Source organism: Kitasatospora phosalacinea (genome assembly GCF_030268885.1).
Classification (GTDB): Bacteria; Actinomycetota; Actinomycetes; order Streptomycetales; family Streptomycetaceae; genus Kitasatospora; species Kitasatospora phosalacinea_C.
Genome location: NZ_BSSA01000007.1, coordinates 105,522 through 121,840 on the forward strand (window position 1 = coordinate 105,522; position 16,319 = coordinate 121,840).

Below are 16,319 nucleotides of genomic sequence, written 5' to 3' on the forward strand. Positions count from 1 at the left end.
CCGGGCGACGCCGCCGCGGGCCGCCGGGGGCTCTAATGGACGATGACAGCGCACAGGCACTCGGAAGGGGGCTGCCATGGAGCACGACTCCACCGCAGGACAGGACACCACGCCGCTCCGGATCGCACCGCCCGCGGCACCCGCCGGACGGCCCGCCCGACCGGTGAAGCGGCGCACCGCCGTCCGCGTCGGCGTGCCGGTGGCCGTGGCCGCCGCGGTCGCCGTCGGCATCGGACTGCCCGCGCTCGCCAGCGACGAGGCGCCCGACCTGCCCACGATCAGCGCCCAGGACCTCGTCGCCAAGGCGCTCGCCGCCGACACCGACACCTTCTCCGGCACCGTCCGGGTCAGCGCCGACCTCGGCCTGCCCACCGCCCTCACCGACGCCCTCGGCGGCTCCGGTCCGGTCGGCGACCTCGCCCGCAGCGCAGGCGCCCCGGTCGGCAGCGCCGACCCGCAGCTCAAGGCCGTCGAACTCCTCGGCGGCGCGCACACCCTGAGCGTCGCCTCCGACGGGCCCGACCGGCAGAAGGTCGTCCTCACGGGTGAGAAGTCGTCCGGCTACGAGCTCGTCCACAACGGCACCCAGCTGTGGGCCTACGACCGCGGCTCCCAGCAGGCGCTGCACCTCACCGCCCCGGCGGGCGCCGCGGACGGGCACCGGGCCGCCGGACCCGGCATCGGCTCCCTCACCCCGCAGGAGGTCGCCAAGCGGTTCCTGGAGCAGTCCGCCGCGACCACCGCCGTCACCGTCAGCGGCACCGAGCGGGTCGCCGGGCACGCCGCGTACCGGCTCAGCATCAAGCCGAAGCAGTCCGGGTCCACCATCGACGAGATCCGGGTCGCCGTCGACGCCGAGAAGGGCGTGCCGCTGGCCGTCCAGGTCCGCACCGTCGACGGCGCGACCGCCTTCGACGTCCGCTTCGGCAGCCTCTCCTACGCCAAGCCCGACGCCGCGACGTTCGAGTTCACCGCCCCCAAGGGCGCCAAGGTCACCGAGGCCCCCGCCGACGGGCACCCCGACGGCCCGCTGTCCTCCGTCCTCCCCGAGTTCGACACCGCCGGGGCCGGCCCCGCCGCCGTCATCGGCGAGGGCTGGACCACCGTCCTGCACGGCGCGGCGGGCGCCGACGCCGCGAAGGGCCTCGGCAAGTTCGCCGGCCGCCACGTGGACGGCGGCACCCTGGTCTCCACCCGCATCGTCAACGCCCTGATCACCGACGACGGGCGCGTCTACCTCGGCGCGGTCACCCCGGAGACCCTGCAGAAGGCGGCGAAGAACTCCTAGGCAGAAGCAGGGGGACGATCCGGGGGCTCGGGGAACGGCGAGTCCGAGCTGCCGGCGGCCGGAGCCCATCGGCACGTCCGTGCTGCTTCGGGCCGGGAACAGAACCCGAAGCCGATGCCCGCACCGGCAGTGAACCGTCAGCAGACTCGTGCCCGCCGTTCCCCGGGCCCCTGACGGGTCCCTCTGTCAGCGCACCTGGCGGGTGGACGCCGCCGCCAGGGCCAGGGCCGGGAGGTCGGACGGGGGGACGAGGAAGAGCGGGGACCAGCCGGTGGTGACGAGGCGGACGCCCGCGGTGAGGCCGTGCAGGCGGGCGCGGGGGGAGTGGCGGAGTTCGACCCGGTCGAGGCGGTAGGGCGGGAGCAGGTCGACCGGGTCGCCGCCCGCGGGGCGCCAGCTGATGGCGGCGGGGAGACCCGCCTGCCGGGTGATGCGCAGCTCGCCGCTCTGGGCCCCGCCCGCTTCCCGTCGCACCGCGGGAACGTGGTGGAGCACGGGCCGGGCGAGGTGCACCATCGGAGTTCCTCCCGCGCGCCGGGACAGCTGCGGCCGGGTCGCGCAGCACGGACGTTAGCAGTCCGGGAGTCCGGTTGAGGAGATCCCGAGGAGGCGTTCTTCCCGGGCGCCGGGCCGGGCCGGACCCTTGACGCGGGCTCGGGCCGGACGGTGGGATGGTGGGCCGCCGCGGACCGTTCGTCCGTTGTTCGCCCGCCCGTCCGTTCGACCCGCTGGGAGCGCCGTGCCGATCCGCCGCCGTCAGGTCCTGCTGGGCGGACTGGCCGCGCTGTGCGGCACGGCGCTGGCCCGGTACGGGTCGGCGGAGGCGAGTTCGGGGAGCGGGCCGTCGGGGCTGCTGGAGGTCTCGACGGGCTGGACGGCGGGGCCGGAGCAGAACGGCCTGCAGGCGCTGCTGGCCGCACTGAAGGGCCGGGCGCCGAACGTCACCTTCGTCGCGGGGGACGGCTCCAACCCGGCGGGCACCGCTCTCGCGGCGCGGCTGGCCGACGGTCCGCCGCCGGACGGCTTCCGGTGCGTCGGCGGGGCCGAACTCGCCGAACTGGCACCCTACTTGGAGCCGCTGGACGGCCTCGCCAGGGCCCGCGGCTGGGCCGCCGGGCTACCGGGGGCGCTGCTGCCCCGGCTGGGCGTCCGCGGGGTCCTGCACGCCGTCGCGGCCGGGGCGCGCCGCACCAACCTGCTGTGGACCAACCCGCGGGTGCTGGCCGCCGCCGGGGCGGGCGCCGCCCCGCGGGACACCGCGGGGCTGCTGGAGCGGCTGCGGAGCGTCGCCGCGACCGGCGCCGTCCCGCTGGCCGTCGGCGGCCCCACCGAGGTGCTGCACCTGGCCGAGACCGTCCTGCTGGCCGCGCACGGACCGGACGCCTTCGCCGCCCTCTGGCGGCCCGGCGGGCCCTGGGACTCCCCCGCCACCACCGGCGCGCTGCGCACCCTGGACCAACTGCTGGCGCTGGCCGCCCCGCCCGCGCCGGGGGCCGACTGGACGGACGCCGCCCGGCTGCTCGGCACCGGTCAGGCCGGGTACCTGGTCACCGGCGACTGGGCCGACACCTGGCTGCGCGACAACCTGGCCCTGCGCCCGGGCACCGACTACGGCTGGGGCCCGGCGCCCGGCACCGACGGCCTGTTCCAGTCCCGCCTCGACGCCTTCGCGCTGCCCCGCGGGGCCCGCAACCGCCCCGCCGCGCTGGCCTGGCTGGACGTCTGCGCGGGCCCGGACGGCCAGGTCGCCCTGAACGGGGCCCGCGCCGCCGTCCCGGCCCGCACCGACCTGCCGGACACCACCCGCGCGCTGTTCGGCCCGTACGCCCGCTGGTCGCTGGACGAGTGGCGCACCCGCCGCCCGGTCGACTCGCTGGCCCACGGCGGCCTGCTCGGCCCCGGCCGCCGGGCCGCCGCGGTGGCCGCCGCGGGCGCGTTCACCGGGCACCGCGACAGCACCCGGCTGGCCCGCGAGCTCGCGCGGGTCTGAGGGCGGGCCGTCAGCCCGCGACGGCCTCCAGGACGGGGGCCCGCCGGCGCTCGGTCCGCATCCGGCGCAGCGCGTCCGCGCTGAGCACCACCAGGGCCACCCAGACCAGGGCGAAGCCCGCCCAGCGGGCCGGGGCCATCGTCTCGTGGAACACCGCGACGCCGATCAGGAACTGGAAGACCGGCGCCAGGTACTGCAGCAGCCCCAGCGTGGTCAGCGGCACCCGCAGCGCGGCCGCGCCGAAGCACATCAGCGGCACCGCCGTGATCACGCCGCTGAGCACCAGCAGCGCGCTGTGCCCCCAGCCGTGGCCGAGGGTGCCCTCGCCGCGCACCGCGAGGTAGACCAGGAAGGCCAGCGCGAAGGGCAACATCACGGCGCTCTCCACGGCGAGGCTCTCCGGGCCGCCCAGGCCGACCTTCTTCTTCAGCAGGCCGTAGGTGGCGAAGGAGAACGCCAGCGCCAGCGCGATCCACGGCGGGCGGCCGTACGCGACCGTCAGCACCAGCACGGCCGCGGCGCCGACGCCGACCGCCGCCCACTGCGCCGGGCGCAGCCGCTCGCGCAGCACCAGTACCCCGAAGGCGATGGTGACCAGCGGGTTGATGAAGTAGCCGAGGCTGGTCTCCACCACGTGGCCGGAGTTCACGCCCCAGATGTAGACGCCCCAGTTGACCGAGACGGTGGCGGCGGCGAGCGCCAGCAGGCCCAGGCGCCGCGGCTGGCGCAGCAGCGGGCGGATCCACGCCCAGCGGCGGCGCACCAGCAGCATCGCGCCGACCGCGACCAGCGACCACACCATCCGGTTGGCCAGGATGTCGAGGGCCCCGGCGGGCTCCAGCAGCGGCCAGAACAGCGGGAACAGCCCCCACATCCCGTACGCCGCGAAGCCGTTCCACAACCCGATCCTGGCCTCCCGCGCACCCTCCGCCATGGCCTGCCCTTCACCTCGCCGCACGCTATCGCATCCACCCGAAAGGTAGCGGCCCGCACGCGCCGCTGTCATCTCCTATTTCGGGTTTGGCTCCTGACAGGGAGGGCGGAGGGCCGGGCCCGGAGGAGCACCGCTCCTCCGGGCCCGGCCGGGGTGCCGCTACCCGCCCACCGTCCAGGTGCTGGAGCCCGCGAGCAGCGCGGCGAGGTCGCCGCGACCCTGCCGCTCCTCGGCGCGGGCGAGCTGCTCGGTCAGCTGGGTGTCGTAGACCGGGCGGGAGACGTCGCGCAGCACGCCGACGGGCGTGTGGTGCAGGGTGTCGGCGTCGGCGAGCCGGGTGAGCGCGAAGGCGGTGCTCGGGCTCGCCGCGTGGGCGTCGTGGACGATCGCGGTGCCCTCGCTGCGCGGGGCGATCCGCAGCTCGCCGTCCGGGTCGCGGACCACGTGGTGCCCGGCCCCGGCCAGGACCGGCTGCCCGTGCTCCAGCCGGATCAGCGCCTCGTCGCGGGTGCCGGGCTCCTTCAGGACCTCGAAGGCGCCGTCGTTGAAGATGTTGCAGTTCTGGTAGATCTCCACCAGTGCGGTGCCCTCGTGCTGCGCGGCGGCCCGCAGCACGGACTGCAGGTGCTGCCGGTCGGAGTCGATGGTGCGGGCCACGAAGCTCGCCTCGGCGCCGATCGCCAGCGACAGCGGGTTGAACGGGGCGTCCAGCGAGCCCATCGGCGTCGACTTGGTGATCTTGCCGACCTCGCTGGTGGGCGAGTACTGGCCCTTGGTCAGCCCGTAGATGCGGTTGTTGAACAGCAGGATCTTCAGGTTGACGTTGCGGCGCAGCGCGTGGATCAGGTGGTTGCCGCCGATCGACAGCGCGTCGCCGTCACCGGTGACCACCCACACCGACAGGTCGGGACGGGAGGCGGCCAGGCCGGTGGCGATCGCCGGCGCGCGGCCGTGGATCGAGTGCATCCCGTAGGTGTTCATGTAGTACGGGAAGCGCGAGGAGCAGCCGATGCCGGAGACGAAGACGGTGTTCTCCCGCCGGATGCCCAGCTCGGGCATGAAGGACTGGACGGCCGCCAGGATGGCGTAGTCGCCGCAGCCCGGGCACCAGCGCACCTCCTGGTCGGTCTTGAAGTCCTTCGCGGACTGCGGGCCGTCCGCCTTGGGGACCAGGCGCAGGGCGGGGAAGTCGGTCATCGGGTCTCCTCCGCGTCGAGGCTGCCGAGCGCGGCGTGCAGCACGTCGGCGAGTTGGGCGGCCTTGAACGGCAGGCCGCGGACCTGGTTGTAGGACTGCGCGTCGACCAGGTACCTGGCGCGCAGCAGGAGGGCGAGCTGGCCGAGGTTCATCTCGGGGACGATCACCCGCTCGTAGCGCTCCAGCACCGCGCCGAGGTTGGCCGGGAAGGGGTTCAGGTGCCGCAGGTGGGCCTGGGCGACGTGCCCGCCGTCCGCCCGCACCCGGCGCACCGCGGCCGTGATCGGGCCGTACGTGGAGCCCCAGCCGACCACCAGGACCCGGGCCTCGCCGCTCGGGTCGTCGACCTCGACGTCCGGGACGGCGATGTTGTCGACCTTGGCCTGCCGGGTGCGGACCATGAAGTCGTGGTTCGCCGGGTCGTACGAGATGTTGCCGGTGCCGTCCTGCTTCTCGATGCCGCCGATCCGGTGCTCCAGGCCCGGAGTGCCGGGCACCGCCCACGGGCGGGCCAGCGTCCGCGGGTCGCGCTGGTAGGGGCGGAAGGAGCCGCCCGGGCCGTTCGGCTCGGTCGCGAACTCGACGCGCAGGTCCGGGAGCTCGCCGACCTCCGGGAGCTTCCACGGCTCGGAGCCGTTGGCCAGGTAGCCGTCCGAGAGCAGGAACACCGGCGTCCGGTAGGTGAGCGCGATCCGGGCCGCGTCCAGCGCGGCGCCGAAGCACTCGGCGGGCGTCGCGGGCGCCACCACCGGCACCGGCGCCTCGCCGTTGCGGCCGAACATCGCCTGCAGCAGGTCGGCCTGCTCGGTCTTGGTCGGCAGGCCGGTGGACGGGCCGCCGCGCTGGATGTCGACCACCAGCAGCGGCAGCTCCAGCGACACCGCCAGCCCGATCGTCTCCGACTTCAGCGCCACGCCCGGCCCGGAGGTCGTCGTCACCCCCAGCGCCCCGCCGAACGCCGCGCCCAGCGCGGCGCCGATCCCGGCGATCTCGTCCTCCGCCTGGAAGGTCCGCACGCCGAAGTTCTTGTGCTTCGACAGCTCGTGCAGGATGTCCGAGGCCGGGGTGATCGGGTACGAGCCGAGGAACACCGGCAGGCCCGAGCGCTCGCCCGCCGCGACCAGGCCGTACGAGAGCGCCAGGTTGCCGGAGATGTTGCGGTAGGTGCCGGGGGCCAGCTCGGCGGGCGGCACCTCGTAGGAGACCGCGAACTCCTCGGTGGTCTCGCCGAAGTTCCAACCGGCCCGGAACGCCGCCACGTTGGCCTCGGCGATCTCCGGCTTCTTGGCGAACTTCTGCCGCAGGAACAGCTCGGTGCCGTGCGTCGGCCGGTGGTACATCCAGGACAGCAGGCCCAGCGCGAACATGTTCTTCGCCCGCTCGGCGTCCTTGCGGGCCAGCCCGCTGTCCTTCAGCGCCTCCAGCGTCAGCGTGGTCAGCGGCACCGGGTGCACCCGGAACGCCTCCAGCGAGCCGTCGCCCAGCGGGTCCGCCGCGTACCCGACCTTCGCCAGCGCCCGCTTGGTGAACTCGTCGGTGTTGACGATGACCTCCGCCCCGGCCGGCAGGTCCGGCAGGTTCGCCTTCAGCGCCGCCGGGTTCATCGCCACCAGCACGTCCGGCGCGTCGCCCGGCGTGAGGATGTCGTGGTCGGCGAAGTGCAGCTGGAAGCTGGAGACCCCCGGCAGCGTCCCGGCGGGCGCCCGGATCTCGGCCGGGAAGTTCGGCAGCGTGGACAGGTCGTTGCCGAACGCCGCCGTCTCCGAGGTGAAGCGGTCGCCGGTGAGCTGCATGCCGTCGCCCGAGTCGCCCGCGAAACGGATGATCACCCGGTCCAGCCGCCGGATCGGCTTGGCCGTCCGCCCGGACGCCGGACGCGCCGGCACGGCCGGGCCGTCGCCGTCCGAGCCGTCCACTGCTTCTGACTGATCGACCTGACTGGTCACTGCCGCGGACCTCCTGTCGGGGAGCCAGCAGCGGGCGTGAGCCGTGTGCCCCGTCCGCCTGGTGCACCGAGGGAATCCTAAGCGGGCGGGGCGCGACTGGAGGGGAACTCGCGCAGACCGTTCCGGTGGCCGGAACGGGGTCAGGACTCCAGGTAGGCGAGGACGGCGAGAACCCGCCGGTGGTCACCCTGGCTCTGGCCCAAACCCAGTTTCTGGAAGATGTTCGACACGTGCTTCTCGACCGCGCCGTCGGAGACCACCAGCTGCTTGGCGATCGCCGCGTTGGTGCGGCCCTCCGCCATCAGGCCGAGCACCTCGCGCTCGCGCGGGGTCAGGCCGGCCAGGGTGTCGCCCCGGCGGCTGCGGCTGAACAGCTGCTGCACCACCTCCGGGTCGAGCACCGTGCCGCCCTCGGCGACCTGGGCCACCGCGTCGGCGAACTCGCGGACCTCGGCGACCCGGTCCTTGAGCAGGTAGCCCACCCCGCGGGTGGAGCCGGCCAGCAGTTCGCTGGCGTACTGCTGCTCGACGTGCTGGGAGAGCACCAGCACGCCCAGGTCGGGGTAGCGGCCGCGCAGCTCCACGCAGGCCCGCACGCCCTCGTCGGTGTGCGTCGGGGGCATCCGCACGTCCGCCACCACGACGTCGGGCAGGGCGCCCGCGCCGTGCAGTTCGTCGATCGTCCGCACCAGGGCGGCGCCGTCCCCGACTCCCGCCACGACCTCCATCCCACGGTCCGTCAGCAGTCGTGTCAGCCCCTCCCGGAGCAGCACGGAGTCCTCGGCGATCACCACGCGCAACATGGCACCGACCCTATCGAGAACGCGGCGGCGCCAGCGGCGCACCGGCTACATGGTGCGGATCGCCACCGTGTCGCACAGCTCCTGCAGGGCGGACTTCGCGGGGCAGTCGGGCAGGGTGTCGAGCAGCGCGCGGGCCTCCTCGGCGTAGCGCAGCGTCTCGCGGCGGGCCCGCTCCAGCGCCGGGTGGCGGCGCAGCAGGCGCAGCGCCTCGGCGTGGGCGGCGTCGTCGGCGGCGAGGTCGGTGTCGAGCAGGGCGCGCAGCCGGGCGTCCTCGGGGTCGCCCGGGTCGGCGGGCATCTGGCGCAGCATCAGCACGGGCAGCGTGGGGACGCCCTCGCGCAGGTCGGTGCCGGGGGTCTTGCCGGACTCGTGGCCGTCGCTGGCGATGTCGAGGACGTCGTCGGCGAGCTGGAAGGCGGTGCCGATCCGCTCGCCGTACTGGGTGAGCAGGTCGACGATCCACGGCTCGGCCCCGGCCATCAGCGAGCCGAAGCGGCAGGAGACGGCGATCAGCGAGCCGGTCTTGCCGGAGATGACGTCCAGGTAGTGGCGCAGCGGGTCGTCCTCGGGGCGCGGCCCGGCGGTCTCCAGGATCTGGCCGGTGACCAGGCGCTCGAAGGCGTCGGACTGGATCCGGACGGCCTCGGGGCCGAGGTCGGAGAGCACCTGGGAGGCGCGGGAGAACAGGAAGTCGCCGGTGAGGATGGCGACCGAGTTGTCCCAGCGGCTGTTGGCGCTGGGGGCGCCGCGGCGCACGGGCGCCTCGTCCATCACGTCGTCGTGGTAGAGCGTCGCGAGGTGGGTCAGTTCGACCACCACGGCGGAGGGCACCACGCCGGGCGCCGCGGGGTCGCCGAACTGGGCGGCGAGCATCACCAGCAGCGGCCTGAACCGCTTGCCCCCGGCCTCGATGAGGTGGCTGGCGGTCACCGTGATGAAGGGCACGTCGCTCTTGACGGCCTCGATCAGGGCGGCCTCCACGGCCTCCATGCCGGCCTGGACGTCGCGGGTCAGATCGCGGTCCTGCACGCTCAGCCCGAAGGGCCCCACGACGGTCACGCTGACCACTCCTGTCCCTGGTCGATCCGGCGGGCCGGTCCCTCGGCCCCGCCGGTGCACATACAAGGCAGCGTATCCGGTCCGGAGTGGATCACTGCACGGGCATGGGCCCGACTTCCCTGGTGGCGGGAGGTGGGCCGTGGACGACCGCGCCCCGGCCGGTCCACGACCGCGGCCCCCGCCCGGTGGGGGCGGGGGCCGCGGCGGTCGGGGACGGTTCAGCGGGTGAACAGGGCGGCCTTGGAGGCCAGGTCGAGGAAGTACTGCGGGAGCAGGCCGAGGCCCAGGGTGACCAGCACGCCGACGCCGATGGCGGTGGCGGTGAGCGGGCTGGGGACGGCCACCGCGGGGCCGGAGGGCTGCGGGTCGGAGAAGAACATCAGCACGATGACCCGGATGTAGAAGAACGCGGCGACCGCGGAGGACAGCACACCGACGATGACCAGCGGGGTGGCCCCGCCCTCGGCCGCGGCCTGGAAGACCGCGAACTTGCCGGTGAACCCGGAGGTCAGCGGGATGCCCGCGAAGGCCAGCAGGAACAGCGCGAACACCGCCGCCAGCAGCGGCGAACGGCGGCCCAGCCCGGCCCAGTTGGACAGGTGGGTGGCCTCGCCCTTGGAGTCCCGCACCAGGGTGACCACGGCGAACGCGCCGAGCGTCACGAAGGAGTACGCCAGCAGGTAGAAGAGCACCGCGGCGACGCCGCGCCGGTCGGTGGCGATCAGGCCGGTCAGGATGAACCCGGCGTGCGCGACCGAGGAGTAGGCGAGCAGCCGCTTCACGTCCTGCTGGGTGATGGCCAGCACCGCGCCGACCACCATGGTGAGGATCGCCACACCCCACATGACGGGCCGCCAGTCCCAGCGGATGCCGGGGAAGGCGACGTAGAACAGCCGCAGCAGGGCGCCGAACGCGGCGGTCTTGGTGGCGGCCGCCATGAACCCGGTGACCGGGGTCGGGGCGCCCTGGTAGACGTCCGGCGTCCAGGAGTGGAACGGCACCGCGCCGACCTTGAACAGCAGGCCGACGGCCAGCATGGCCAGGCCGATCAGCAGCAGCGCGTCGTTCTGGGTGGTGACGGCGAGCGCCGGGGTGACCTGGGAGACGCCGGAGACCACGTCGGCGATCTCGCCCAGCTGCAGCGAGCCCGCGTAGCCGTACACCAGGGCGGTGCCGAACAGGAAGAACGCCGAGGCGAACGCGCCGAGCAGGAAGTACTTGACGGCCGCCTCCTGCGAGATCAGGCGGCGGCGCCGGGCGAGCGCGCACATCAGGTACAGCGGGAGGGAGAGCACCTCCAGCGCCACGAACATGGTCAGCAGGTCGTTGGCTGCGGGGAAGAGCAGCATGCCGCCGACCGCGAACAGGGTCAGCGGGTAGATCTCGGTGGTGCGCAGGCCCTCGCGGGTCGCGTCGCGCTCCTGCTCGCCGCCGGGGACGGCCGCGGCCTGGGCGGCGAACGCGTCGACCCGGTGGCCGTTGATGCGCGGCTCCAGCCGGCCCTCGGCGTAGGTCAGCACCGCCAGCACCGCGGTGAGCAGGATCACGCCCTGCAGGAACAGCGCCGGGCCGTCGATGGCGACCGCGCCCATCGCCAGCAGCCCGGCCCTGGTGGTGCCGTGGCCCTGGGCGGCGAGCACCACCACGGCGGCGAAGGCGCCGCCGAGGCCGAGCAGCGAGACGCCCAGCTGGGCGGTGGCGCGCAGGCGCCGCGGCAGGAAGGCCTCGACCAGCACGCCGAGCAGGGCGGCGCCGAAGACCACCAGCATCGGCGAGAGCTGCCCGTACTCGATGTGCGGGGCGGGGATGCTCGGACCGCTGCCGTTGGCGGCGGCCAGTGCGTGGACGGGGATCACTTCTGCTCGCCTCCGTTGGTGGCGGCGACCGGGTGGGCCGGCGCCGGGTCGGTGCGGTGGACCTGGCTCAGGGTGTCGTTCACGGCCGGGTTCACCAGGTCGGTGAGCGGCTTCGGGTAGACGCCCAGCAGCAGGGTCAGGGCCACCAGCGGGGCGACGACGGCCAGTTCGCGGACCTTCAGGTCCCTGACGCCCTCGACGCCGGCCTTCACCGGGCCGGTCATGGTGCGCTGGTACAGCAGCAGGGCGTACAGCGCGGCCAGCACGATGCCGAAGGTGGCGACGATCCCGATCGCCGGGTAGCGGCTGAAGGTGCCGACCAGGACCAGGAACTCGCTGACGAACGGCGCCATGCCGGGCAGCGACAGCGTCGCCAGGCCGCCGATCAGGAAGGTCCCGGCCAGCACCGGGGCGACCTTCTGCACGCCGCCGTAGTCGGCGATCAGGCGGGAGCCGCGGCGGGAGATCAGGAAGCCGGCGACCAGCATCCAGGCGGCGGTGGAGATGCCGTGGTTGACCATGTAGAGGGTCGCGCCGGACTGGCCCTGGCTGGTCATCGCGAAGACGCCCAGGATGATGAACCCGAAGTGCGAGATGGACGCGTAGGCGACCAGCCGCTTGATGTCCTTCTGCCCGATCGCGACCAGCGCGCCGTAGACGATGCCGATCAGCGCCAGCACCATGATCACCGGGGCGAAGGTCTTCGACGCGTCCGGGAACAGGCCCAGGCAGAAGCGCAGCATCGCGAAGGTGCCGACCTTGTCGACCACCGCGGTGATCAGCACGGCCGTCCCGGCGGTGGACTCGCCCATCGCGTTCGGTAGCCAGGTGTGCAGCGGCCACATCGGGGCCTTCACCGCGAAGGCGAAGAAGAAGCCGAGGAACAGCGCCCGCTGCGCGTTCGGGTCGATCACCAGCTTGCCGGAGGAGATCGCGTCGGTCAGCGCGGTCAGGCTGAAGGTGGCCTGCCCCTGGTCGCCCGCCACCACGTACAGGCCGATCACGGCGGCCAGCATGACCAGGCCGCCGAGCAGGTTGTACAGCAGGAACTTGACGGCCGCGTACGAGCGCTGGCGGTCCGCGTCGGGGCCGCCCGCCCGGTCGCCGAAGCCGCCGATCAGGAAGTACATCGGGATCAGCATGGCTTCGAAGAACACGTAGAACACGAAGACGTCGGTGGCCAGGAAGGACACCAGCACCATCGCCTCGACGGCCAGGATCAGCGCGAAGAACGCCTGGGTGCGCCGCTTGGACTCGAACGAGCCCTCGGGGGCGGCAGGGTCGGCGTCGTGCCAGCCGGCCAGCATCACCAGCGGCACCAGCACGGCGGTGAGCAGCACCAGGGCGGTGCCGATGCCGTCCGCGCCGAGCGAGAAGCTGATCCCGAAGGAGCGGATCCAGGAGTGGGACTCGGTCAACTGGTAGCGGGCGCCGCCGGGTTCGAAGGCGACGGCGATCGCGGCGGCCAGGCCGAGGGTGAGGACGGAGACCGCGAGCGCGACGGTCTTGGTGGTGCGCCGCCGGGCCTCGCTGGTCCCGGCCGGGAGGGCAGCGGTGAGCACCGCTCCGGCGGCCGGGACGGCACAGGTGGCGGAGAGGAGGTAGCTCATCAGACCGACCTCATCAGGAGAGTGGAGGCGACCAGCACCAGCGTGCCGCCGAACATGGAGAGCGCGTACGTGCGGACGTAGCCGGTCTGGATCCGGCGCAGCCGCCCGGAGATCCCGCCGATCGCGGCGGCCAGGCCGTTGACGAGGCCGTCCAGGCCCCGGCTGTCGAACCAGACCAGGGTGGCGGCCAGCGCCGAGCCGGGGCGGACCAGGACGGCGTGGTTGAAGTCGTCCTGCAGCAGGTCGCGGCGGGCGGCCCGGGTGAGCAGCGAGCCGACCGGCGCCTTGACCGGGACGGGGTTGCGGCCGTACATCTGCCAGGCCAGGGCCGCGCCCGCGAGCATGCAGACGGTGGCGAGGCCGGTGACGGTCCACGCGCTCAGCGGGGAGTCGCCCTCGGCGTGGCCGGTGACCGGCTCCAGCCAGTGCAGGAAGGAGTTCCCGTAGATGAACAGGCCGCCCGCGAAGACCGAGCCGAAGGCCAGCACGACCATCGGGACCGTCATGGACTTCGGGGACTCGTGCGGGTGCGGCTCGTTGCCGTCCGCGTCGGGCTGCCAGCGCTTCTCGCCGAAGAAGGTCAGCACCATCACCCGGGTCATGTAGAACGCGGTGATCGCGGCGCCGAGCAGGGCGCACAGGCCGAGGATCCAGCCCTCGGTGCCGCCCTTGGCGAACGCCGCCTCGATGATCTTGTCCTTGGAGAAGAAGCCGGACAGGCCCGGGAACCCGATGATCGCCAGGTAGCCGAGGCCGAAGGTGGCGAAGGTGACCGGCATGTACGTCCGCAGGCCGCCGTAGTGCCGCATGTTCACCTCGTCGTTCATGCCGTGCATGACCGACCCGGCGCCGAGGAACATCCCGGCCTTGAAGAAGCCGTGGGTGACCAGGTGCATGATCGCGAAGGCGTAGCCGATCGGACCCAGGCCCGCCGCCATGATCATGTAGCCGATCTGCGACATGGTCGAGCCCGCCAGGGCCTTCTTGATGTCGTCCTTGGCGCAACCGACGACCGCACCGAACAGCAGCGTCACCGCGCCGACCACCACCACGGCGGTCTGCGCGTCCGGCGCCAGGTTGAAGATCGCGCCGGAGCGGACGATCAGGTAGACGCCCGCGGTGACCATGGTGGCCGCGTGGATGAGGGCGGAGACCGGGGTCGGGCCCTCCATCGCGTCACCCAGCCAGGACTGCAGCGGCACCTGCGCCGACTTGCCGCAGGCCGCCAGCAGCAGCATCAGGCCGATCGCGGTGAGCTTGCCCTCGCTCGCGTCGCCCGCGGTGGCGAACACCGGCTGGAAGGCGAAGGACCCGAACTCCACGAACATCAGCATGATCGCGATGGACAGGCCCATGTCGCCGACCCGGTTGACGACGAACGCCTTCTTGGCGGCCGTCGCGGCGCTCGGCTTGTGCTGCCAGAACCCGATCAGCAGGAAGGACGCGAGACCCACGCCCTCCCAGCCGACGTACAGCAGAAGGTAGTTGTCGGCCAGCACCAGCACCAGCATGGCGGCCAGGAACAGGTTCAGGTAGGCGAAGAAGCGGCGGCGGCGCTCGTCGTGCGCCATGTAGCCCACCGAGTACAGGTGGATCAGGGTGCCGACGCCGGTGATCAGCAGGACGAAGGTGATCGAGAGTTGGTCGAGCTGGAAGGCGACGTCGGCCCGGAAGCCGTCCACCGGGATCCAGCTGTACAACTGCTCGGTGACGGCGCGGTGTTCGGCGTCCCGGCCGAGCATGTCCGCGAACAGGGCCAGGCCGAGGGCGAAGGAGAGCGCGGCCAGGGCGGTCGCGATCCAGTGCCCGAGCCGGTCCAGGGCCCGTCCGCCGAGCAGTAGCAGGGCAGCGCCGGCCAGCGGCGCCGCGACCAGCAGCGGAATGAGAGAGTTCACTGAAGGGCCCTCCGCCTACAGCTTCATCAGGTTGCTGTCGTCGACCGAAGCGGAGTGCCTGGTCCGGAAGATGGAGACGATGATGGCGAGGCCGACCACGACCTCGGCCGCCGCGACCACCATGGTGAAGAACGCGAGGATCTGCCCGTCCAGGTTGCCGTGCATCCGGGAGAAGGTGACCAGCGCCAGGTTCGAGGCGTTCAGCATCAGCTCCACGCACATGAACAGCACGATCGCGTTGCGCCGCAGCAGCACCCCGGAGGCACCGATGGTGAACAGCAGCGCGGCGAGGTACAGGTAGTTGGCCGGGTTCACTCCGCCTCCTCCTTGTCCTTGGTCGGCACGGTCTCCAGCGCCTGGCGCGGCCCGGTGACCTGCGGGCGGGCGGAGGACGGGCGGCCCAGCCAGTCGGCCGTGGTCTCCTCCAGCTCGGCCATCCGCTGCAGCATCTCCTGGCTGACGTCGCGGACCTGGCCGCGCTCGCGCAGGGTGCCCATCACCGAGTCCTCGGCGACCGTGCCGTCCGGCAGCAGCGCCGGGACGTCCACCGCGTTGTGCCGGGCGTACACGCCGGGGGCGGGCAGCGGCGGCACCTGGATGTTGTCCCTGACCCGCTGCGCGGCCAGCTGGCGCTGGGTCAGCGGGGCGCGGACCTTCTCGCGGTGGGTCAGCACCATCGCGCCGACCGCCGCGGTGATCAGCAGCGCGCCGGTCACCTCGAACGCCCACACGTACTTGGTGAAGACCAGCCGGGCCAGGCCCTGCACGTTGCCCTCGGCGTTCGCCTCGGACAGGCCGGTGAAGTTCCGCAGGTGCGCGTTGGCCAGGCCCGCGACCAGCAGCACGCCGAAGCCCAGGCCGCAGAGCACCGCGGCGATCCGCTGGCCCCTCAGCTGCTCCTTCAGCGAGTCCGCCGACGAGACGCCGACCAGCATCACCACGAACAGGAACAGCATCATGATCGCGCCGGTGTACACCACGATCTGCACCACGCCCAGGAACACCGCGCCCTGCGCCATGTAGCAGACCGCCAGCGCCAGCATGGTCGCCGCCAGGCAGAGCGCCGAGTGCACGGCCTTCTTCATCAGCAGCATGCCGAGCGCCCCGCCGACCGCGATCACGGCCAGCACCCAGAACTGCACGGCCTCGCCGGTGGAGGTCATGACTGCTCCTCCTTCTCCCGCTCGTGCTGCTCCTGCCGGACGGTGCCGGGCGCCGCGCCGGTGATCTCGCCCCGGTAGTACGCGCCCTCGTCGGCGCCCGGGAAGATCGCGTGCGGGGAGTCGACCATGCCCTCGGTCAGCCCGACCAGCAGCTGCTCCTTGGTGAAGATCAGGTCCTGCCGGGAGGAGTCCGCCAGCTCGTACTCGTTGGTCATGGTCAGCGCCCGGGTCGGGCACGCCTCCACGCACAGGCCGCACAGGATGCAGCGGGCGTAGTTGATCTGGTACACCGCGCCGTACCGCTCGCCGGGCGAGTAGCGCTCCTCGTCCCGGTTGTCGGCGCCCTCGACGTAGATCGCGTCGGCCGGACAGGCCCAGGCGCACAGCTCGCAGCCGACGCACTTCTCCAGGCCGTCCGGGTGCCGGTTCAGCTGGTGGCGGCCGTGGAAGCGCGGAGCGGTGGGCTTCTTGTACTCCGGGTACTGCTCGGTGAGCCGCTTCTTGAACATGGCCTTGAAGGTCACGCCGAAGCCGGCGGCCGGCCCGAGGACCGACTTCTCTGACGACTCGTCAGGCAT

The 16,319-nt window shown here is 73.0% G+C and carries 14 protein-coding genes; 2 read left to right on the forward strand and 12 right to left on the reverse strand.

Features of this window, described 5'->3' with window-relative positions:
• Window positions 1-76: 76 nt before the first annotated feature.
• A complete protein-coding gene (locus tag QSK52_RS12910) occupies window positions 77-1,288 on the forward strand; it encodes a LolA family protein (protein WP_285736130.1) in 1,212 nt (403 codons plus the stop codon).
• A 186-nt stretch (window positions 1,289-1,474) separates the two neighbouring features.
• Here the strand turns inward: QSK52_RS12910 and QSK52_RS12915 are convergent, their stop codons facing one another.
• On the reverse strand, window positions 1,475-1,804 hold the full coding sequence (locus tag QSK52_RS12915) for a hypothetical protein (protein WP_285736131.1): 330 nt from the start codon (window positions 1,802-1,804) through the stop codon (window positions 1,475-1,477).
• A gap of 223 nt (window positions 1,805-2,027) precedes the next feature.
• Between QSK52_RS12915 and QSK52_RS12920 the strand changes: the two genes are divergently transcribed.
• Window positions 2,028-3,278 carry an ABC transporter substrate-binding protein gene (locus QSK52_RS12920; protein ID WP_285736132.1) on the forward strand — a complete coding sequence of 417 codons (1,251 nt, stop codon included), beginning with the start codon at window positions 2,028-2,030 and terminating at the stop codon, window positions 3,276-3,278.
• A 10-nt stretch (window positions 3,279-3,288) separates the two neighbouring features.
• Here the strand turns inward: QSK52_RS12920 and rarD are convergent, their stop codons facing one another.
• From rarD to nuoI, 11 genes are all read right to left on the reverse strand, one after another.
• Window positions 3,289-4,212 carry an EamA family transporter RarD gene (gene rarD, locus QSK52_RS12925; protein ID WP_285736133.1) on the reverse strand — a complete coding sequence of 308 codons (924 nt, stop codon included), beginning with the start codon at window positions 4,210-4,212 and terminating at the stop codon, window positions 3,289-3,291.
• Between the two features lie 159 nt (window positions 4,213-4,371).
• Window positions 4,372-5,409, reverse strand: coding sequence for a 2-oxoacid:ferredoxin oxidoreductase subunit beta (locus tag QSK52_RS12930; protein ID WP_285736134.1), 1,038 nt, complete (start codon window positions 5,407-5,409; stop codon window positions 4,372-4,374).
• Entirely contained in the window at window positions 5,406-7,325 is a 1,920-nt protein-coding gene (locus QSK52_RS12935) for a 2-oxoacid:acceptor oxidoreductase subunit alpha (RefSeq protein ID WP_435053240.1), read from the reverse strand. The genes QSK52_RS12930 and QSK52_RS12935 overlap by 4 nt, the downstream gene beginning before the upstream one ends.
• A 170-nt stretch (window positions 7,326-7,495) precedes the next feature.
• Entirely contained in the window at window positions 7,496-8,155 is a 660-nt protein-coding gene (locus QSK52_RS12940; protein WP_285736298.1) for a response regulator transcription factor, read from the reverse strand.
• Between the two features lie 48 nt (window positions 8,156-8,203).
• Window positions 8,204-9,217: a polyprenyl synthetase family protein gene (locus tag QSK52_RS12945; protein ID WP_285736135.1), complete on the reverse strand. Its 1,014-nt coding sequence runs from the start codon at window positions 9,215-9,217 to the stop codon at window positions 8,204-8,206.
• Between the two features lie 218 nt (window positions 9,218-9,435).
• Complete coding sequence (nuoN, locus tag QSK52_RS12950) at window positions 9,436-11,073, reverse strand: NADH-quinone oxidoreductase subunit NuoN (protein WP_285736136.1); 1,638 nt, start codon at window positions 11,071-11,073, stop codon at window positions 9,436-9,438.
• On the reverse strand, window positions 11,070-12,683 hold the full coding sequence (locus QSK52_RS12955; protein WP_285736137.1) for an NADH-quinone oxidoreductase subunit M: 1,614 nt from the start codon (window positions 12,681-12,683) through the stop codon (window positions 11,070-11,072). Before QSK52_RS12955 ends, nuoN begins: the two co-directional genes overlap by 4 nt.
• Entirely contained in the window at window positions 12,683-14,578 is a 1,896-nt protein-coding gene (gene nuoL, locus QSK52_RS12960) for an NADH-quinone oxidoreductase subunit L (protein ID WP_285736138.1), read from the reverse strand. Before nuoL ends, QSK52_RS12955 begins: the two co-directional genes overlap by 1 nt.
• A gap of 15 nt (window positions 14,579-14,593) precedes the next feature.
• Window positions 14,594-14,893 carry an NADH-quinone oxidoreductase subunit NuoK gene (gene nuoK, locus QSK52_RS12965; RefSeq protein ID WP_033215314.1) on the reverse strand — a complete coding sequence of 100 codons (300 nt, stop codon included), beginning with the start codon at window positions 14,891-14,893 and terminating at the stop codon, window positions 14,594-14,596.
• Window positions 14,890-15,741, reverse strand: coding sequence for an NADH-quinone oxidoreductase subunit J (locus tag QSK52_RS12970; RefSeq protein ID WP_285736139.1), 852 nt, complete (start codon window positions 15,739-15,741; stop codon window positions 14,890-14,892). The genes nuoK and QSK52_RS12970 overlap by 4 nt, the downstream gene beginning before the upstream one ends.
• Window positions 15,738-16,319 carry an NADH-quinone oxidoreductase subunit NuoI gene (nuoI, locus tag QSK52_RS12975; protein ID WP_285736140.1) on the reverse strand — a complete coding sequence of 194 codons (582 nt, stop codon included), beginning with the start codon at window positions 16,317-16,319 and terminating at the stop codon, window positions 15,738-15,740. The genes QSK52_RS12970 and nuoI overlap by 4 nt, the downstream gene beginning before the upstream one ends.

What these genes read in the sequence shown, in the direction of transcription:
- QSK52_RS12955 (WP_285736137.1), bottom strand. Translation starts at nt 12,683, where the DNA reads ATGAGCTACCTCCTCTCCGCCACCTGTGCCGTCCCGGCCGCCGGAGCG.
- QSK52_RS12910 (WP_285736130.1), top strand. Translation starts at nt 77, where the DNA reads ATGGAGCACGACTCCACCGCAGGACAGGACACCACGCCGCTCCGGATC.
- rarD (WP_285736133.1), bottom strand. Translation starts at nt 4,212, where the DNA reads ATGGCGGAGGGTGCGCGGGAGGCCAGGATCGGGTTGTGGAACGGCTTC.
- QSK52_RS12915 (WP_285736131.1), bottom strand. Translation starts at nt 1,804, where the DNA reads ATGGTGCACCTCGCCCGGCCCGTGCTCCACCACGTTCCCGCGGTGCGA.
- nuoI (WP_285736140.1), bottom strand. Translation starts at nt 16,319, where the DNA reads ATGCCTGACGAGTCGTCAGAGAAGTCGGTCCTCGGGCCGGCCGCCGGC.
- QSK52_RS12930 (WP_285736134.1), bottom strand. Translation starts at nt 5,409, where the DNA reads ATGACCGACTTCCCCGCCCTGCGCCTGGTCCCCAAGGCGGACGGCCCG.
- QSK52_RS12970 (WP_285736139.1), bottom strand. Translation starts at nt 15,741, where the DNA reads ATGACCTCCACCGGCGAGGCCGTGCAGTTCTGGGTGCTGGCCGTGATC.